19 protein-coding genes are annotated in these 17,739 nt (G+C 46.5%); 7 read left to right on the top strand and 12 right to left on the bottom strand.

The annotated features are described in order from the left end of the window. Positions 1-41: 41 nt before the first annotated feature. Positions 42-1,490, bottom strand: a complete 1,449-nt coding sequence (cysS, locus tag VDIS_RS01795; RefSeq protein WP_052885864.1) for a cysteine--tRNA ligase — start codon at positions 1,488-1,490, stop codon at positions 42-44. A gap of 136 nt (positions 1,491-1,626) precedes the next feature. On the opposite strand from cysS, the gene VDIS_RS01790 reads away from it, so the two are divergent. After that, a complete protein-coding gene (locus VDIS_RS01790) occupies positions 1,627-2,202 on the top strand; it encodes a hypothetical protein (RefSeq protein ID WP_013335495.1) in 576 nt (191 codons plus the stop codon). Between the two features lies 1 nt (position 2,203). On the opposite strand, the gene VDIS_RS01785 is transcribed toward VDIS_RS01790, so the two are convergent. From VDIS_RS01785 to VDIS_RS01750, 8 genes are all read right to left on the bottom strand, one after another. After that, positions 2,204-4,015 (bottom strand): V-type ATP synthase subunit A, encoded by a 1,812-nt coding sequence (locus tag VDIS_RS01785; RefSeq protein WP_013335494.1) that lies wholly within the window; start codon positions 4,013-4,015, stop codon positions 2,204-2,206. Between the two features lie 57 nt (positions 4,016-4,072). Beyond that, positions 4,073-4,663 carry a V-type ATP synthase subunit E gene (locus tag VDIS_RS01780; RefSeq protein ID WP_013335493.1) on the bottom strand — a complete coding sequence of 197 codons (591 nt, stop codon included), beginning with the start codon at positions 4,661-4,663 and terminating at the stop codon, positions 4,073-4,075. A gap of 15 nt (positions 4,664-4,678) precedes the next feature. Continuing rightward, complete coding sequence (locus tag VDIS_RS01775) at positions 4,679-4,927, bottom strand: ribonuclease P protein subunit (RefSeq protein WP_013335492.1); 249 nt, start codon at positions 4,925-4,927, stop codon at positions 4,679-4,681. Continuing rightward, positions 4,924-5,109 carry a 50S ribosomal protein L29 gene (gene rpmC, locus VDIS_RS01770; protein ID WP_171804871.1) on the bottom strand — a complete coding sequence of 62 codons (186 nt, stop codon included), beginning with the start codon at positions 5,107-5,109 and terminating at the stop codon, positions 4,924-4,926. Before rpmC ends, VDIS_RS01775 begins: the two co-directional genes overlap by 4 nt. A 19-nt stretch (positions 5,110-5,128) precedes the next feature. Continuing rightward, the gene (locus VDIS_RS01765; RefSeq protein ID WP_013335490.1) at positions 5,129-5,815 is read right to left on the bottom strand and encodes a 30S ribosomal protein S3; all 687 of its coding nucleotides are present in this window, start codon (positions 5,813-5,815) and stop codon (positions 5,129-5,131) included. A 52-nt stretch (positions 5,816-5,867) separates the two neighbouring features. Continuing rightward, positions 5,868-6,335 (bottom strand): Zn-ribbon domain-containing OB-fold protein, encoded by a 468-nt coding sequence (locus VDIS_RS01760; RefSeq protein WP_013335489.1) that lies wholly within the window; start codon positions 6,333-6,335, stop codon positions 5,868-5,870. 5 nt (positions 6,336-6,340) lie between these two features. Next, complete coding sequence (locus tag VDIS_RS01755; protein WP_013335488.1) at positions 6,341-6,853, bottom strand: Zn-ribbon domain-containing OB-fold protein; 513 nt, start codon at positions 6,851-6,853, stop codon at positions 6,341-6,343. Between the two features lie 134 nt (positions 6,854-6,987). Then, complete coding sequence (locus VDIS_RS01750) at positions 6,988-7,533, bottom strand: hypothetical protein (RefSeq protein WP_013335487.1); 546 nt, start codon at positions 7,531-7,533, stop codon at positions 6,988-6,990. Between the two features lie 55 nt (positions 7,534-7,588). On the opposite strand from VDIS_RS01750, the gene VDIS_RS01745 reads away from it, so the two are divergent. The 3 genes from VDIS_RS01745 to VDIS_RS01735 are packed head-to-tail and all read left to right on the top strand — an operon-like array spanning position 7,589 to position 8,869. Beyond that, positions 7,589-7,981 carry a hypothetical protein gene (locus VDIS_RS01745; protein WP_013335486.1) on the top strand — a complete coding sequence of 131 codons (393 nt, stop codon included), beginning with the start codon at positions 7,589-7,591 and terminating at the stop codon, positions 7,979-7,981. Between the two features lie 6 nt (positions 7,982-7,987). Beyond that, positions 7,988-8,527: a CDP-2,3-bis-(O-geranylgeranyl)-sn-glycerol synthase gene (locus VDIS_RS01740; protein WP_013335485.1), complete on the top strand. Its 540-nt coding sequence runs from the start codon at positions 7,988-7,990 to the stop codon at positions 8,525-8,527. Positions 8,528-8,569: 42 nt separating this feature from the next. After that, positions 8,570-8,869, top strand: coding sequence for a V-type ATP synthase subunit F (locus VDIS_RS01735; protein ID WP_245522544.1), 300 nt, complete (start codon positions 8,570-8,572; stop codon positions 8,867-8,869). On the opposite strand, the gene VDIS_RS01730 is transcribed toward VDIS_RS01735, so the two are convergent. Both VDIS_RS01730 and VDIS_RS01725 read right to left on the bottom strand, forming a co-directional pair. After that, the gene (locus VDIS_RS01730; RefSeq protein WP_013335483.1) at positions 8,866-9,741 is read right to left on the bottom strand and encodes a geranylgeranylglycerol-phosphate geranylgeranyltransferase; all 876 of its coding nucleotides are present in this window, start codon (positions 9,739-9,741) and stop codon (positions 8,866-8,868) included. The genes VDIS_RS01735 and VDIS_RS01730 overlap by 4 nt on opposite strands. Positions 9,742-9,781: 40 nt before the next feature. Beyond that, the gene (locus tag VDIS_RS01725) at positions 9,782-11,164 is read right to left on the bottom strand and encodes a glutamate synthase-related protein (protein ID WP_013335482.1); all 1,383 of its coding nucleotides are present in this window, start codon (positions 11,162-11,164) and stop codon (positions 9,782-9,784) included. A gap of 287 nt (positions 11,165-11,451) precedes the next feature. Here VDIS_RS01725 and VDIS_RS01720 point away from each other — a divergent pair, with 287 nt between their 5' ends. From VDIS_RS01720 to VDIS_RS01710, 3 genes are all read left to right on the top strand, one after another. Then, positions 11,452-12,174 carry a DUF169 domain-containing protein gene (locus VDIS_RS01720; protein ID WP_342606896.1) on the top strand — a complete coding sequence of 241 codons (723 nt, stop codon included), beginning with the start codon at positions 11,452-11,454 and terminating at the stop codon, positions 12,172-12,174. An 88-nt stretch (positions 12,175-12,262) separates the two neighbouring features. Continuing rightward, positions 12,263-14,155, top strand: a complete 1,893-nt coding sequence (locus VDIS_RS01715; protein ID WP_013335481.1) for an AMP-binding protein — start codon at positions 12,263-12,265, stop codon at positions 14,153-14,155. 5 nt (positions 14,156-14,160) lie between these two features. Then, complete coding sequence (locus VDIS_RS01710) at positions 14,161-15,642, top strand: class I adenylate-forming enzyme family protein (RefSeq protein ID WP_013335480.1); 1,482 nt, start codon at positions 14,161-14,163, stop codon at positions 15,640-15,642. Between the two features lie 32 nt (positions 15,643-15,674). Here the strand turns inward: VDIS_RS01710 and VDIS_RS01705 are convergent, their stop codons facing one another. Continuing rightward, positions 15,675-17,660, bottom strand: a complete 1,986-nt coding sequence (locus VDIS_RS01705; RefSeq protein ID WP_013335479.1) for a molybdopterin biosynthesis protein — start codon at positions 17,658-17,660, stop codon at positions 15,675-15,677. Positions 17,661-17,739 lie beyond the last annotated feature (79 nt).

Genomic DNA, 17,739 nt, shown 5'->3' with positions numbered 1-17,739 from the left:
TTATATATACACGGCGACTCTCCAGGTCCAAGTTACGCCATTTAATGCCATTGGGTTATTTTGTCTCTGTCGATATACCAATACGTCTTATTACCGACATCGCTCACCACAACGCCCAGTTTGCTAAGTTCGTTCCTGATTTCATCGGCTACGTCAAACATTTTCCTAGCCCTTAGTTGCGCCCTAATTCTTATTAACGTATCTATCAATGACACAAGCGATGGTGGTAGTCTCGTCCTATTTAGAATGCCGAGTATGTTTGCCAGATCGCTAAATGCTGTTAACGCATTGGTTAAGGCGTTTCTCGAGTAGTGTTGTGTGTTGTAAATGACCGTGGATGCTATGTACCTCGCGAAGTCCATTAGCGCCGCCACCGCGCCGCTTGTGTTAATATCATTGTTTAGTGACTCTTCGAAGGAGTTAACGAACTCATTAACTTTACTTAATAACTCATTATCCCTATCACCGGTGTCTGGGGCTTCGTTTATTGCCTCGGTCAGCATGTCATAGGCCGCGTACACACTCATTAGTGAATTCCTAACCTGGTCCAGGGCGTCTGGATCGAAGTCCATGGGCTTCCTGTACTGGGTCATGGCGTAGTAAAGCCTCAGTACTTCGCCATCGTACTTCCTCAACACCTCCATTATCGGTATTATGTTACCAAGGGACTTACTCATCTTCTGCCCCCTGATTGTCACTAAACCAACGTGTATCCAGTACCTAGCGAAGTAATCAATGCCGAAGTAGACCCTGGCGATGGCAATCTCATTCTCATGGTGTGGGAATATCAGGTCTTGCCCACCTCCATGTATGTCGAAGGGTACACCGAGGTACTTACTGGACATGACAACGCACTCCAAGTGCCAGCCAGGCCTACCAGGGCTCCAGGGACTGTTCCACCAAGGCTCACCTTCGCTCCACGACTTCCAAAGCGCGAAGTCCAGCGGGTTCCTCTTACCTGGTTCTGGCTCCACCCTGGCACCCGCTATTAAGTCCTCGATTTTCTGCCCGGAGAATTCGCCGTACCTGGGTACCTTGGTTATGTCGAAGTAAACAGAGCCATCGGGGCTTACGTAGGCCAGGTTCTTACTTACTAATTCCTGAATCCACTTTAGCATGTCGTTTATGTTCTCAGTGACCTTTGGGTATGCGTACGCCCTCTTCACGTATAGCCTATCCATGGCATCAAAGAACTCCTTAATGTACCTACTGGGTACCTCATACCACCTATTAATCAATTCACCCCCAAACTCCTGCCTAGCCCTGTTAATTATCTTGTCGTCAATGTCGGTGAAGTTAGTCACAAACCTAACCTCAACACCCAGGTACTCTAGGTATCTTCTGAATATGTCGTAGAACACGAACGTCCTTGCATGACCAACATGCATTGAGTCGTAAGGCGTCAATCCACAGACGTAAATCCTAGCCAGGCCAGGGCGTAGGAGGGTTATCTTCTCGAGGTTCTTTGATGCCGTGTTGTAGACTATTATTGGTAATTCCTTCGAATTTGCGTACATGCCCTTACTGGGCAAATGATGACCACCAGGCACAATTATTGTAAGGATTAATAAGTATAACTTGGTGAGGAAAATTATTTTTACCTTAGATAATTAATAACTAATGCAAATGAGTGCTGAGGAGTTAACGGTGCTCCTAATGCTTAAGAGGTATGGGAGGATGGGCAGATACTCACTAAGTGCTGTCTCAGGCATGGGGGAGGGCGTCGTGAGGCGCGTGCTCAATGAGCTTAGGGATAAAGGTGCCATTAGGGTTATGAGAGGTGGGGCGGAGTTAACGAGTAAGGGTGAGGAGTTACTTAATGACTTATTACGTAATTTAGGCATTGATGAGATAAGGGATGTCACGAAATTCTCCCAGGTATTTAGGTGTGAGTGCAGGAGATGCTACGTATCCGTAATAAGCCGGAGTATTAATGAGGACTCCGTCGTAAGGCTTAGGGACATCGCAATAAAGAATGGTTCTGACGCAGCATTATTCCTTAAATTCGTGTGCCCGCAGAATAGGTTCCTAATACTTAAGCTTAATAATTACCTCGATGAGTTATCGCAGGAGGCTGCTGAGGAGTTAAGCAAGCTAGATAGTATTTCATGCAATAAATACACGATTGTGTTGTGTGGGAGTGAAAATTACCAGGTAATAAGGTCGTTGATCAGCACGGTAATGAGTATTCAGGGTTTTTAACCTAAGCCGTAGCCGTTACCCTCTGGGTCTCGTACTGCTTAACCAGGTTTTCAATGGCGCTTATCAACTCCTGCTCGTAATCAACCAACTTCTTATACTCCTCATTCCTAACCTCCATCCTAAGCCTAGCCAGTCTCTTAACCACGTCCAACTCCCTAAGTGCCGAGGCAGGCACTCCGCGGTTTATCGCCTCAAGGCCCTTCCTATAGAACGTTATGATTAACCTCAACAACCAATACTGCTTGGGTGGTAATGACTTAACATCGACTGGGTGGTACGCATCCTGCTTTAGGAAGCCCTCCCTAATCAGGAATGCCGCGTTTAGTAGGTGCTTCTCCTGCTCGCTAAGTGCCTCGGTGCCGAGTATCCTAACAACCTCCTGAAGCTCAGCCTCCCTAGTCAGTATCCTAACGGCCTCATCCCTAAGCTCCCTCCAGTCAGGCGCAACATTCTTCTGGTACCACTCAGCCACCGTATCCACATACCTACTAAAGCCCATTAGCCAATTAATGGCTGGGTAATGCCTTGAGTAGGCTAGCTTGGCGTCTAACGGCCAGAAGGCACCTATGAACCTAAGTGTGTGGCTCGTCACGGGTTCAGTAAAGTCACCACCTGGTGGCGACACTGATGCAGCGATAGTGACTGAGCCAAGCCTATTACCCTTGCCAAGGGTTACTACCCTGCCAGCCCTCTCGTAGAACTCAGCCAACCTAGTCGGTAGGTACGCCGGGAATCCCTCCTCACTGGGCATCTCACCAATCCTCAGGGCAACCTCCCTCATTGCCTCAGCCCACCTACTTGTTGAGTCAGCCATTAGGAATGCGTCATAGCCCTGATCCCTGAAGTACTCAGCTATGGTGACACCCATGTAAATACTTGCTTCCCTAGCCGCCACGGGCATGTTTGAGGTATTCACAATAATCGTGGTCCTCTCCATCAAAGGCCTACCAGTGTTTGGGTCAACGAGCTTAAGCAATCCCTGCAGTGCATCAGCAGCCTCATTACCACGCTCACCACAAAGCACAGGGAATACTAATCTGGCCTCGCTATACATTGCCAGGGTCCTTATTGTTACCGTCTTACCACTGCCAAATGGCCCAGGTATAGCGGCCGCGCCGCCGATGGCTATTGGGAATAAGGTGTCTATGGTCCTAATACCCGTTATCAAGGGCTCGATAGGCGGTAGCTTCTCCTTGAATGGCCTTGGCCTTCTTACGGGCCATTTATGCCACATCTTAACCTTTACAGTGCCCTCCTTAGTCTCCACCTCCGCAATCACATCATCTATTGTGTACTCACCCTCAGGAGCTACGTACTTAACAACACCGCCAACCCTATATATTGGTGGGTAGAGGACCCTATGCTCAACCAATGGTGTTTCTGGGACGACGCCGAGTATGTCGCCAACCTCAACCTCATCACCAACCTTAACCTTCGGTATCCACTTCCACTTCTTCTTGAAGTCCAGTGGTGGTGCCTTCTCGTAATTAATACCCCTGGCGACGAAGGGTCTCTTCGTTAGATCAAATATTAATGGTAATGGCCTTTGAACACCATCATAAACCCTATTAAGTATGCCAGGCCCTAGCCAGGCACTAAGTGGTTCGCCAGTTCTGACAACGGGTTCACCAGGTTTTAATCCCGTTGTCTCCTCGTAAACCTGTATGAATGCCATATCGCCCTGAATCCTAACGACCTCACCAAAGAGACCAAGTTCCCCAACAAAGACTAACTCGTAAAGTAATGCACCAGGTAATTCAGCCTTAACCACAGGTCCACTTATGTAGACAATCCTACCCTTGTCTGATGACACGACATGAGCTAAATTCTACATATTTAAAATTAATTCTACATTATAAACGACCTAACCCTACGAAGCCAAATGCGCCAGTAAGGTCTTTATTTGATGCTCCATAAGCCTAAGCCTGGAATCAAGAGTTGCATCAACTCTTATGGACCCATCAGCCGAGGAAATGATGGCACCTAGTAAATCCTCTTCCGTGGTATTTACAGTTGAATTAAGTCCGAGCTCTGATACCAATTCCTCAGCGACATCCTTATCGGCTTTACTTACCGTTATTGTTAATTCCCTTGAACCAATTATTGACATAGCCCATAGAATCGAGTTCTTAAGGAACTTCTTATAATCATCGGTGCCCCTCATGGAACTAATCCTCTCCTTAATCCTCCTAACAACCTCCGCATAGGCCTCCTCAAGGATGCTCAATTTCTCCCTCTTCTCCCTCATCATCTCGTTATAAAGCCTATACTCCCTCTCCATATTCAACTCCTTATCAATATTCTCAAGAGTGCCCGAGTACTTGTCAATTATTGCCTTAACACCATCAAGGAGCTCAGCCTCGGCCCTGAGCCTAACATTGTTACTCCACTCATTAATCTCATTCTCAAGTCGGGTAATGATACCATTAATTAATCGCTCAGTTAGTTCCTGTTCAGACACGTGGCAAGGGTTATTTTACGAATTTAAAAATTTTCCTTTCCCTCCCTTAAGAATTAGCTTACGTCCATTAACCAGGTATGTACAGTTATTAATGTTCACATAAAACCAACAATCCTCCTTAATAATAACCTTAATAGAGCCAGTTAAGGTAAGAACCTTAACCGTCTTAGCCGTCTCATCAATGACTATACCACTGACGCCATTCAAGGACTTATTTCTACAATTAACGGTTTCTATGAACTTAAATAATAATGGCTTACTCATTCACCTGCCTTAACGGCCTTTCTAGCCTCCTCATTCATTATTGTTAATACCCTGGCAATAGCCCTCCTAATAGCCCTAACCCTACCAGGATTATCCAGGGTGCCACGCTCCCTCTGCGTCTGCAACTTAAGCAACTCATTCCTAAGGTCATTGAGTAGTTTTGCCCTATCCTCAGGCTTCATGTTCCTGATGGTCCTTGCATTAAGTCTCTGCCTGCTCGCCACCCTCACCACCCTGGACCTGCTGTGCCTGGGCCTCGGCAGCAACCTCCCTGCTCGGTGGTTTTATCTGGAACTCATCACTAAACCTAATTGGTGGTGTTATCCTAACCTCAATGCCATAAAGACCCGGCTTCAGTAATACCTGACCCACGAACCTCTGAACCTTAGTCCTCGAATCAAATCCATTCTTGTAAATAGTACCGTATATGTACTTCTCAAACCTCGACCTCTCACTCGTTAACTTACCACTAATCGTGACCTCCGCCCCCTTCGCGCCACCATCCATTATCTGCCTAATGGCTATCATGCCAGCCCTCCTAAACTTAACGCCCTTAGTCATTGCCCAGGCAATCCTGTTGGCAATGATCTTGGGGTTAAGCTCTGGGTTCTGTATTGGGGTTACGTCGATTATTGGGTTCTCAACCTCAAGCTTCTTACTAAGTAGTTCTGTTAATTCCTTGACTATTACACCCTTCCTACCAATAATCCTATTAGGCCTCTCGGCATAAACTATTATCCTCGTACCAAGCGGCGTCTTTAGTACGTCAGAGTCCACGTACCCCTGCTTAGCCAGTCTGTAGTTTAGAAATTCCTTGATCATCCACTCCTTAATCTTATCCTGCAATATCTTCTTGTATACTGGGATCCTCCTCTGCGCTTGACTCATTCAGGTAACCAACAATCCTATGCCTATTTAAGATTTTCGTTAATCGTAAACACTAGGCGGGCTCAAAACCAACAATATCCGTTATGGAGCCCCTCCTTTCATTCCCAGGCTTAAACACGGGCTTGACCTTAAGCCCAACCCTAACGTTACCTGGTTCAACATTGACTATATAGTGAACAAGACCGCCAGCAACCCCTGGGAACTCTATGAAGCCTATGACCACGGGCTTAGGCAGTTTGTTGCCGTATGAGTCCTCGTAGACCACCGTGTAAGACCTGACGATGCCCACGGGCGCTATCTCCACTAATTCCTTAATCTCGGCGAAATCGTACTGACAAAAGGCCTTTGGAGGAATTAATAACCTACCGCACACAGGGCATTTACCGGCGAGTAACTTACCGGCTTTGATGCCCTCAAGAAACTTAGTGCCTATCGGGCCTGCAGTATACCTATAACCCTGCTCAATTACGTGGAGCCAGTGCTTAATATCCCTGTTCACATTGATTTTCTCGAAGGACATGCCCCTCACCTCACGGGCTCGAAGCACTCAATATCTAGTACAGACCCCGTTCTTTGATTGGCAGGCTTCCACCGAGCCTTAACCCTCATGCCAAATACCTTCATTGACTTAACATCCTCAGGATCAACACATAAGTAATGCATTATGCCAGGAAACCTATGCTCGCTAAACTCCTTACCTGGCACATCAAGCTTAATGACACCAACAACCCTAGGCTCCTTAAGCGGCTCCCTCGTAGCGCTTATGTAACTAACCACCGCCGTGATTACCGTACCCTCATCCTTAACCTCAACCCAACCATCCACGGGCTTAAAGCAGTATGGGCAATACATCTTGGGTGGTACGAATACATGACCGCACTTACTGCAGTACGTGCCGTATATCTTACCGCTCTTCAGACCATCTAGGAATTTGGAGTAAGCCGTACCAGCAGTCACACTGTACTGGAATGGTCTCGTCCACTCCTCATGCGGATAATTCTTAATATCGCCCTCCCTAATCGGTGTACCCCCTACCATAGCCTATACATTGATGAAGCTATATTTAAGAATCACCCTACCCACCACAAAAAGCCTTTAAGTAATTGTGTTGTTTAATACGCAGTGATGAGGAGGCATTTGGCTGATCAGTGAATGAGCGCTGGAAATGCTGATTAATGAATTGAGATCATGCCCCTAACATGATTAATCACGTCATTTCGAACATCCATTATCCTTATAGGTAATTCATTAACCTTAACTCTTCGATTCATCACTATCGTAGCCATAACACCAGCTACCATACTGGCACTACCACCAACCCTGGCCTTGATACTACGTATCAACATTGATAATTCCTGATCAAGCTCCACCGCGTCTGAGTCAGTGATTAGGCCATTGTTCCTCAGGTAATTAATAAACCATGAATATACGCTATTAAGGATAAGCTCCCTCCTAATACCATACTTAGTACCGATGTCATTGGCAATACCGTAAGGATCAAGCAGAAACACAACACTACCTATGGGTAACCCCCTCCTAACCGTATTGACTATGCAGGAGACCTTACTATCCATCTCCCTGGTCATGTCCACAGTGGTTGGGTAACAACGCAGGAAAAGCTCCGAGTACGCCTTATCGATTTCACCGGGTGAACCAGCCACGTAACCCACCGTGCCCAAGTCCCACCTGGGCATCGCCAAGCCCACGACCCTACTCATTGCCTAAGTTAAGTGTTAGAACTTAAAAAGGTAAGAGGGTTAGGGTCTCACGACTATGAGCACTGCAGCCAAGGCATTGACTAAGATCGTGGTATGCCCACTGTGTGATTACATGGGCGAGGATGTCAATAAGGTAGTCGACGCAATAACCAAGGCATCACCAAGACCCAAGCTAAAGTGCCCAAAGTGCGGAGCCGAGGTTGACGTTAATTCCTTCGTCACCCACATGCGTAGGCATGGCAGGGTTGGCGGAAAAACAATAACATGCGAGATTTGTAATGCTAAATTGAATGGGGAGGGGGCATTCCTTAGGCACATCAAGGAGCACTTGATTGTCTCGGTTAGGCGTAATGGGATGGATATTTACTACTGCCTCGTGTGCGGTCAGGAGTTCATAACAAAGAACTCCGCAATAACACACCTAATCAAGAGGCATAGTCTCGAGTGATTACGCGTGAGCTTACTTTGGGACTTCATAATTACGTTACTGATTATTTGGCCTCCATATGTAGCTAATGCAACGCCTGTAATTGCTAGTAAGGTGTTTAGGCGTAGGACGCCAATAGATCTTGGTCGTAATTTCATTGATGGGAAGAGGCTTTTTGGTGATGGAAAGACGTATGAGGGTTTTATCACGGGTTTGTTGGCTGGTTTCGTAATTGGCGAGTTAACGTACATCGTGGTAGCCAGGGCTGTGAATATAGTCTCGGAGCTCCCAAATCCATTGGCCGTATTTGTAATGTGTATAGCGGCATTACTGGGCGATTTACTTGGGGCGTTCATTAAGAGAAGGCTTGGTCTGCCCCGTGGAGCGCCGGCACCACTGCTTGACCAGCTTGACTTCCTACTGGCGGCATTGCTAGCCCTATGGCTCATTCAGCCAAGTGTCTTAAGGATTATTTATGTGGTTATTGCCGTGGTAATAACCCCACCGATACACCTGGCCACGAATACAATAGCCTACTTACTTGGGCTTAAGAGGGAGCCATGGTGATTATGTAATTAACTTTATAAATTCATCATAGTGTCTGAAAACGTGCGTGCAGTAGTGCTTGGCGATGAGCATACGGTATATACCTTTAAGTTGCTTGGGTTTGAGGGTAGGGTCATTAATGAGAATGAGAACATACTGGCAATAATTAAGGAGTTGAGTGTCGAGGAGGGTGTTGGTGCGATATTAATAACGAGCAACCTCGTGGATAGGGTTAGGGAGGATTTTGATAAGTTGAGGATGAAAATGAGGAAGCCCATGCTCATTGAAATACCGTCCCTCAGGGAAATGAAATTCAAGGAGGTAAATTACCTAGCAATTCTCCGAAGTGTCCTCGGTATTTAATGAACAGTCACCAACAATGCAAATAATAAATATGCAATTATCGTAATCGCCATGGCCCCAAGGGACAATACCCTGAACCTACCCATGTAATTACTATTTCGAAGAAGCGCTATTGATATGTACATGAGAATAGCATCCGTTGCCAAGACACCCACCGATAAAACTAGCCCATATGGATTTCGGAGCGCATAGATAATAATTAACGGTGATATAAGGACTGCAACCAACGTAAATATTACCGCGAGAGTTATGGCGATTTTAATGCCGTAGGTATTAGCCACGGTCTTAACACCAGCCCTCACGTCACCAGCAACATCAATTGCGCCCTTAACCAATTCCCTGCCCATGGTCGCCAGGAAGGAAACGATAAATAGTAGGTATGGGAGATTGAGGGTTGGTACTGTGGGTGAGACTGCGTATAGTCCGTATAGGAATGTTAATGATGATGTTACTGCCACAAAGGCATTGTTCACGATAATGACCCTCTTCAACCTATAATTGTAGGAGAAACCAAGTACTATAGCCATTATTAATATTACAATGCTCCAAATCATTAAATACCCCATGACAATACCAAGCACGTTCAATGATACGGCAATGACTACGGATAGTAATGATAACGCCCAGGCCTCATTGATTGATACTTCACCACGTACGAGGGGTGCATCTGGCCTATTAATTCTGTCCTCCTCAATATTGTAAATGTCGTTTGTGGCGAAGAGGAATATCTCAGTGAGCAGTGATGATAGGAAGAGGAGTACCATGGCGATGGCGCTTCTACCGCCGGCTATTACGTAGGATGCAATGACTATTAGGCTTGTTAGTATTCCATGCTCAATCCTAGAAAGCCTAACAAATGCTCTTAAATTCACGATAACGCTAGAAATAATAGCCTTATTAAGTTAGACCGTTTTAAAATGATGGTGAGTAGACATACGGTATTCCAAACATCTCGGCGATGCCCCTATCAATGGCAGCAACATCCTCCGTATTAACCTCCCTAATGTCGTACTTACCCAATGCAGACACCAACATCTGCATCTCCTCCTTAACAGCCTCTATGTAATTCAAAACCCCCTTCTCACCCTTAACCATCGCCGCTATGAGGAACGGCCTAGCCATGTAGGCGCCACTGGCTCCCAGGGCAACGGCCTTAACCACATGTGAACCATTATAAAGCCTACCCGCAAGCAGTAGTGATGTGTCCATTATCCCAAGCTTCCTGGCATCATGTATCTTCTTAAGGGCTACTATGGTTGGGTAGCCCAGGTCCTTCATGGCCACTGAAGGCGCCATGCCCGTGCCGCCCTCCTTGCCGTCAATCACAACGGCGTGGGCGCCCTCCTCATGGGCTATGCTAATGACCCTATCCACATCTCTATAAGGACCAAGCTTAATCCAAATCCTAGCCCTTGGGTATGCCGTCTTCATGAACCTAATCATGCCCCTAAGTATGTCCTCAGTGTACGTACCAGGCACCGAGTACCTTGTTATGAACTTATCCTTAACCTTCTCCGGGTCAATCTCGAAGTGGTACTTAGCCTTAAGCCTAATGGCCTCCTCCCTTGGAATCTTAATCACACCACCAAGACCCGGCTTAGCCCCCTGCCCCATCTTAATCTCAAAGCCGATAAGGCCCTCCTCAATGTAGGGCTCAACATCCTTATCACTATATACCTTATTCCAAAGCTCATCATACGCATCCTCCACGTTCTGCTGAATAACGACCCCACCATATTTATCCACATTCGTTAAGTACGCCATCAACCTCTCCTTAAAGCTCGGGTGACCCCTCGTGTACCTCCTCGAGTAGCCCCTAACCGTGGCCACGTTCTCCCCAATACCCATGACAATACCCGCCTTAGCCGCTGCCCTAGCTATCTCAAGGCTAAATTTACTAGCTATTGAAGTAGAACCCATCGAACCGACGACTATGGGCATGGAAACCTTAAAACCACCCAATGAACCCTCCAGGTTCACGTCCATGAACGTGGGCTCCCGAAGAAGCTCAGCCATCTTCTCAAGCCTTTTTGGCGTAAATGCCGGCGGTAACAATATTATTGAATTATCTAGGGTCTTAAATCGAGGAAAACCCCTCTTATCATAAACCCCAGAACCAAGCACAGCAGAGCCATAGGTAGCTATCTCACCAAATGGATAAACCGCATCACGGCCCTTAAGCGCCTTAAGCGCTATTTCATCAAATGGGTAATCGTCGATGAACTCCCTGAGACCCCTAATTGACGCCCAATAGGCCCTAAGCCTAACAAGTAATTTCGCAATTTCAAGAATCATTAATCATACTGAACCCGTATTATTTTAAATATTTGCTTATCAATATAACAAAGAATTTCCTGGATAAGTAGTTATAAATAATGAAAGTCCCTAGGTAAATCATATAATTATTGATATCTTACTGCCATATTTTATTGGTAAAAAACCATGCTCATAACCCATAACCACGGTATAACCCTATAATCCTTTTAAGGTAATTTTTCATAATAGAGTTTCATGGCATCAATTGATGAGGTTAGGCAACAGGGCGTTAGTTGAGGGAAGTTCTTGGTTTAATGACGTGACCAATAGGCGTTAGGTTCTGCGGTAAGGGCGAGCAATGTAACATTAGTGACTTCAAGAGGCCATATAAGGATCTTGGTATTAGGGTTGCGTTTTGTCAAGCTATAAACATTGTGAGGACCTATGGCTGGAGGTTAGCGATAGGGCTTGAGGACTCCTTCTGCATGATAGGTGCTGAGGCGCTTGGACTTACAAGGACCACACTGGACTATATTGATAGGGATATACCACAGTGGCATACGTCGGATAGGGAAACCATGAATAAGATAGTCGCCACGTTACATATGAGGTTTCTTGAACCTGGCTCAACAGAGTTAGTACTAATATCGCCGCTTGACAGGATAGACTTTGAACCGCATGTAGTCATTATTTATGGATTACCTGCCCAAATAGCTACCATAGCCAAGGCCTTGATTTGGAATGGCATCATGCCAGGGGAGATTACGTACATGGGACTGGCATCATGCACATTAATACCATATTCCCATAAGTACGGTAAGGTTCAAATAAATATTCCAGGAACGGGTGAGTTAATACTTGGGAGGACGGAGAATCACGAGATAAGTATCATCATACCAGCCAAGTACCTGAACCTAATAATCCCCGGTATTAATGCCGTGAGGAGAATACACCCATACCCACTGGCTAAATTCTCATTGTATGAGCCCAGGGTACCTAAGTGGTATGAGGAGTTAACGTTTGATTACTACAATAGCGTTGTTGGTTAACAATTTTACTTATGTAAATAATTCAATAAAACTTTATACCCTAATTTCGTGAGGTAATATTTAAAAAGAGCTTATAAATAAAATATTTATGGCAGTAAACCAAAAGTTCTATTCCTTAGATAAGATAAGGCGAATGGCTATTGAGGCCTCTGAGAACCCGGCCAAATTCTGGGCTGATAAGGCTGATTACCTTACGTGGTTTGAAAGGCCGAAGTCGATATTCGAGGGCAGGGCGCCGGATGTTTATTGGTTTAGGGGTGGTTATCTAAACATTAGTTATAACGCTGTTGATAGGCACATACCGGCTAGGGCCAATAAGGTCGCGTTTTATTATGAGAATGAGAGGGGCGATAGTAGGGTCATTAGTTATTGGGACCTTTACAGGGAGGTTAATAGGGCCGCGTATGTGCTCAAGGAGCTTGGCGTTAAGAAGGGTGATACGGTCTCGATGATGATGCCCAACACGCCAGAGGCCGTTTACTTTGGGCTCGCCGTGCATAGGCTCGGCGCCACATTGGTAATTCACTACGCTGGTTTAAGTGAGGAGACCCTTGCATATAGGCTTCAGGATTGTGGGTCGAAGGTATTCATAGTTGCATCGAAGGGATTTAGGGCTGGTGATGAGGTTAGGATGAAGGATCTCGTGGATAGGACACTCGAGAAGTACCAAACACCTGTTGAGAAGGTTCTGGTTGTATCCAGGGGATTCTCTGACTTCAATGTTAAACAGGGTAGAGACCTTGTCTATGAGGATATAGCTCCAAAGGGTAAGGTCTATGTCGAGCCAGTCCCTGTGGAGGCTAATGAGCCAGCCACCATATACTACACGTCAGGTACTACGGGTAGGCCCAAGGGGCTTTGGCAGAGTAATGGTGGTTATCCAATAGGCCTTAATTGGACATTTAGGGCGTTATTTAACCCACAGGACACTGATGTTTGGTGGACAATAAGTGAGTTGGGGTGGCCCGTGTGGCCCATGGCGAATCTATACACAATACCCGTGATGGGATTAACAGGCCTCCTGTTTGAGGGATTCGTGGGTTATAAGAGGGACTTATTTGCTAGAATTGTTGAGAAGTACCGTGTTTCTTTAATCTGGAGTAGTACGACCACGTTATACACAATTAGAAGCATTGGCGAGGACGCACTTAAGGGGGACTTGTCAAGTCTGAGGATAATACTCAATACAGGGGAGACGCTTAACCCAGGCGTTGCTGAGTGGTATATACAGCAATTGCCAAATACCATGATCGCCGATGCCTACTGGATGACGGAGCACCTTATACCAATTGCCGCGACGCCGTATGGACTCGGCGAGATACCGTTTAAGCCTGGTTCGGCTGGTATTCAATTCCCAGGTAGTAAGTGGCTGGTGGTTGACGATGACGGTAATCCACTGCCGCCTGGGCAGAGGGGTTACATAGTCATTGCCATTCCAAACCCGGCAATGGCTAAGATGTGGAATGACCCCAATCACGAGAGATTAGTGAAGACGTACTGGAGTAGGTTCCCAGGGTATTTCTATACAGGTGATTATGGCTTCTACGACTCGGATGGTTACCTATACGTGCTGGGTAGGGCTGATGATATATTGACCATTGCCGGCGAGAGACTTGGTACAATGGACATAGAGGGTATCCTAGCAAGGCATAAGGCAGTCGCTGAGGCGGCCGTTGTTGGTGCACCGGCGCCTGGTGGTGGCGAGAAGGTACTGGCCTTCGTCGTACTTAAATCAGGGGAGGCTCCATCGGAGGTCCTGATAAACGATATTAAGGAGTTCGCCAGGGCGTCAGGTACTAGGGTTGATGATGTAATAATCGTAAGGAGACTACCGAAGACTAAGTCGGGTAAGATAATGAGGAGGTTACTAAGGGCCTTGGTGAAGAATGAGCCGTATGGGGACATATCAACATTAGATGATGTTAGGACTCTAGATGATATAAAGGCGGCACTAATTGAGCGTGGTTATATAAAGCCGTGATTACCATGATAAACTATCAATATCAAAATCCAGTTGAGGTATTACTTGATTATTCAAGGAGTCGCTCGAACGATGTTTTCCTAATTGATGAAAGCGGTGCCTCATTAACGTATGGCGAACTTTACAGTAAAGCCGCCAGGCTTGCAGGCTCATTAAGTAGGTTTGATGTTGGTCATGGAGATAGGGTTGCCATAATCATGAGTAATAGTATGGAGGCCGTCATCTCATTATTTGCGACGTGGATTCTTGGCGCGTCTGCCGTCCTCATAGATCCATTAACCATATCTGAGGACCTTGATTACCAATTGAGTGATTCGGCTCCTAAGGTCGTTATTGCCGATAGGTCAGTCATTGAGAGGGAGACCGCTGTTTTATCTAAGTATAGGGTTGTTGGTGTTGGCGTCTCTGGACAAGGTATACTGAGCTTTCAGGAGTTGTTAAGTAGCGTCCCCTCAATAGGCAGGCCGATCGAGGTTAGGAGTGATGATGTTGGGCTAATCTACTACTATGCAGGTATTGCTGGGAGGACAATGCAGGTTTGGCATACATACTTTAGCCTATACTCAGGGCCTTACGCATTTGGCGAGGCGATAGAGCTAAATCCCAAGGACTCCGTACTTGTGGTTGCCCAGCTATCCCACATACTTGGTCTTACTGAGCTTATGTCGGCCTTCGTGAGAGGCGCCAAGGCAGTTATTGCCAGGCACTTTGACGCTAAGGACACGCCCGAGTTAATACGTAGGTATGGAATAACGGTGTTTGCAGGCGTGCCCTTAATGTTTGACCAGATACTTAATAACAGGGACTTAAGTCCTAATGCACTGTCGTCATTAAGGCTTGCCCTCTCAGCAGCTGCGCCATTACCGCCAGCGACCCAGCTAGGATTTTATCAGAGATTTGGTGTGCCGCTTGTGCAGTTCTACGGCTTAACTGAGGCGTACGTACTCACGGTGCAGCCAGTCAGGTATAAGGATGTGACTGGTACGGTTGGCTCGGCAATACCAGGTGCCGAGTTAAAGATTGTCGATCCAAACGACCCATCTAAGGAATTAGGCGTGGGCAGTGTTGGTGAGTTAGCTGCAAAGGCTCCTTGGGTGATGAAGGGCTACTCGGACCCGGATGATACGAGGAGAGCCTTTCATAATGGTTGGTTATTAACTGGCGACTTGATGGTTATGGACGACAAGGGCTTACTTTACTTCAGGGGCGTTAAGAAGAGGATGATTAAGTACAAGGGCTACCCAATATTTCCACGGGACCTGGAAATAATATTGATGAGACACCCAGCCGTTAAGGAGGCCTATGTAACTGGTGAGCAGGCTGAGGACCCAAGCATTGGTCAGTTGCCTGTTGCGTACGTGGTGCTGCGTGATGAGTATAGGGGTAAGGTGTCTGATAAGGAGTTGATTGATTTTGTGAACTCCAGGGTGGCGTTTTATAAGAAGCTTAGGAAGATTTACTTTGTGGATAAACTACCCATTAAGTAGTATTATCTCTATTGAGCATTTTAAAATTAAATTTATTGACCTTTCCAAATAACCTCACCAATGTCATCAGGAACCCTATAGCCAGGTAATTTACTGAGTGCATTCTTAAACTCACTACTCCTTAACATGTTGAGGAATGCCTTAACGCTATCCTTCTCAAGTCTATCAATTGGTATTGCAAAGTCATAGCTCTCCCAACCGAGCGGTATGAAGTCCAGGCCGTACATCGCGGCCGCAGCCCTAATACCAACACCAGCATCAGCCTTACCCTGGGCAACCGCGGCAGCTACTGCTGTGTGGGTCTTAACCTCGTAATAGTAGCCGTTGATCCTCCTTACCAACTCCTCAAACTTAACACCCATCTTATTCGCTATCTCCTTCAACTTTATGTCAAGTAGGAACCTAGTGCCTGCACCCTTATTCCTATTAACAATCCTCACATCACCCCTCAACAAATCCTCAATACCCCTTATGTTCTTAGGGTTGCCCCTGGGCACTATTAACCCTTGCTCCCTGAAATAACCCCTAATCAGGACGGCATTGTTAACATTATACTTAACCATGTATGGTACGTTGTACTGCCCAGTCTCCTCATCGACGAGGTGCAGGCCCGCCACATCAGCCTCGCCACGTTTAACGGCATATAATCCGCCCATGGAGCCGACGTTGATAACCCTAGCCCTAACAAAGCCTGGCAGCATTGGTATTAGCACATCGAGGCCTAGGTCATGGCTACCGATTATATATAGATTGGCCGGCATGTACTGATGGGTGAATAGCGTAACCTCAACCTCATCACCACTATCCAAGTACTCCACGGTCTCGGGAATAGCTATGTAGCCGTCGGCAAAGGCAAGTGTGCTTATGGCACCAGACTCAGCGGGTAATGGGTAGGCCACTACTCCGTGGCCTGTATCAACCAGGCTAACTGGGTAAAGGGCTCTCCTGCCCTTGGCGCCGTCGGCCCTAATTGCCAGCCTCGCCTTAATCCTAATCTCATCAATCCCCGTACATAACATTTTGGCCAGTATCGGCTTAACTATTATGTTGAATATCATCAATGCCGAACTTGGGTATCCAGGTAAGCCAATAACCAATTTATTATCTCTGGACACGGCCACGACCGTGGGCTTGCCAGGCTTTACCTTAAGCCCATGGATTATTATGCCGGGAGGCCCTATCTCGTCAAGCACTTTATACGTTAGGTCGGCAAGCCCCGCTGACGTCCCGCCCGACAGAAGCACTAAATCGCCTATACTTAACGCCTTATTCACGGCATCCCTCATCTCATTGATGTCATCCCTAACAATACCCATGATGATGGGTTCGGCGCCCATCGACCTAACCGCGTGGGCTATTGTGTATGTGTTTATGTCGTAAATCTTGCCGCGACCCAATTCCCTACCTGGACTAACTAACTCATTACCCGTGGATATTATCGCAACCCTAGGCCTCCTAAATACCTCAACCCTATCAATACCCACAGCAGCCAACAGACCAACCTCCCTCTCCCTAATCACTGTGCACTTCCTAAGTATTAATTCGCCCATCATTACGTCCGAACCCGCTGACATTACGTTCTCACCCGGCGTTACCGAACGATATATCACCAACTCATCACCACTACGCTTAGTATACTCGACCATGACCACCGCATTGGCGCCAGGGGGCATTGGGGCGCCAGTCGCTATTTCAACGGCCTCGCCAGAATTAACCTGAGGCAACTCCTCAGCCCCAGTCTCAATATTACCAATAACTCTTAACTTAACTGGGTTTAGTTCATCGGCTCCAAACGTATCCTCAGCCCTAACTGCGAACCCATCCATTGTCGCCCTATCAAATGGCGGCACATCAATTCGTGAATAAACATCCCTTGCCAAAACCCTTCCATAGCTCTCCTCGATCCTTACTACCTCTGTCCCCAACGGCTCAACCTTAACAGTACTAAACACCTTACTCAATGTCTCCTCAGGTGTTAATAATTCATGAAATATTATCCTCTTACCTGCCTCAGACATTGTGCGTAAACAAACGCAGTGCTTTAATAAATTAATTAGCCCGTTAAAGTTAATTAATAATAATGCAGTAACTGCACTG

Origin of the sequence: Vulcanisaeta distributa DSM 14429 (genome assembly GCF_000148385.1) — an archaeon.
GTDB classification, from domain to species: domain Archaea; phylum Thermoproteota; class Thermoprotei; order Thermoproteales; family Thermocladiaceae; genus Vulcanisaeta; species Vulcanisaeta distributa.
Note: the sequence above shows the minus strand (reverse complement) of the source record. Positions and strands in the feature narration are given on the sequence as shown.

What these genes read in the sequence shown, in the direction of transcription:
- VDIS_RS01790 (WP_013335495.1), top strand. Translation starts at nt 1,627, where the DNA reads ATGAGTGCTGAGGAGTTAACGGTGCTCCTAATGCTTAAGAGGTATGGG.
- VDIS_RS01775 (WP_013335492.1), bottom strand. Translation starts at nt 4,927, where the DNA reads ATGAGTAAGCCATTATTATTTAAGTTCATAGAAACCGTTAATTGTAGA.
- rpmC (WP_171804871.1), bottom strand. Translation starts at nt 5,109, where the DNA reads ATGAAGCCTGAGGATAGGGCAAAACTACTCAATGACCTTAGGAATGAG.
- VDIS_RS01765 (WP_013335490.1), bottom strand. Translation starts at nt 5,815, where the DNA reads ATGAGTCAAGCGCAGAGGAGGATCCCAGTATACAAGAAGATATTGCAG.
- VDIS_RS01760 (WP_013335489.1), bottom strand. Translation starts at nt 6,335, where the DNA reads ATGTCCTTCGAGAAAATCAATGTGAACAGGGATATTAAGCACTGGCTC.
- VDIS_RS01755 (WP_013335488.1), bottom strand. Translation starts at nt 6,853, where the DNA reads ATGGTAGGGGGTACACCGATTAGGGAGGGCGATATTAAGAATTATCCG.
- VDIS_RS01750 (WP_013335487.1), bottom strand. Translation starts at nt 7,533, where the DNA reads ATGAGTAGGGTCGTGGGCTTGGCGATGCCCAGGTGGGACTTGGGCACG.
- VDIS_RS01745 (WP_013335486.1), top strand. Translation starts at nt 7,589, where the DNA reads ATGAGCACTGCAGCCAAGGCATTGACTAAGATCGTGGTATGCCCACTG.
- VDIS_RS01725 (WP_013335482.1), bottom strand. Translation starts at nt 11,164, where the DNA reads ATGATTCTTGAAATTGCGAAATTACTTGTTAGGCTTAGGGCCTATTGG.
- VDIS_RS01715 (WP_013335481.1), top strand. Translation starts at nt 12,263, where the DNA reads ATGGCAGTAAACCAAAAGTTCTATTCCTTAGATAAGATAAGGCGAATG.
- VDIS_RS01710 (WP_013335480.1), top strand. Translation starts at nt 14,161, where the DNA reads ATGATAAACTATCAATATCAAAATCCAGTTGAGGTATTACTTGATTAT.
- VDIS_RS01705 (WP_013335479.1), bottom strand. Translation starts at nt 17,660, where the DNA reads ATGTCTGAGGCAGGTAAGAGGATAATATTTCATGAATTATTAACACCT.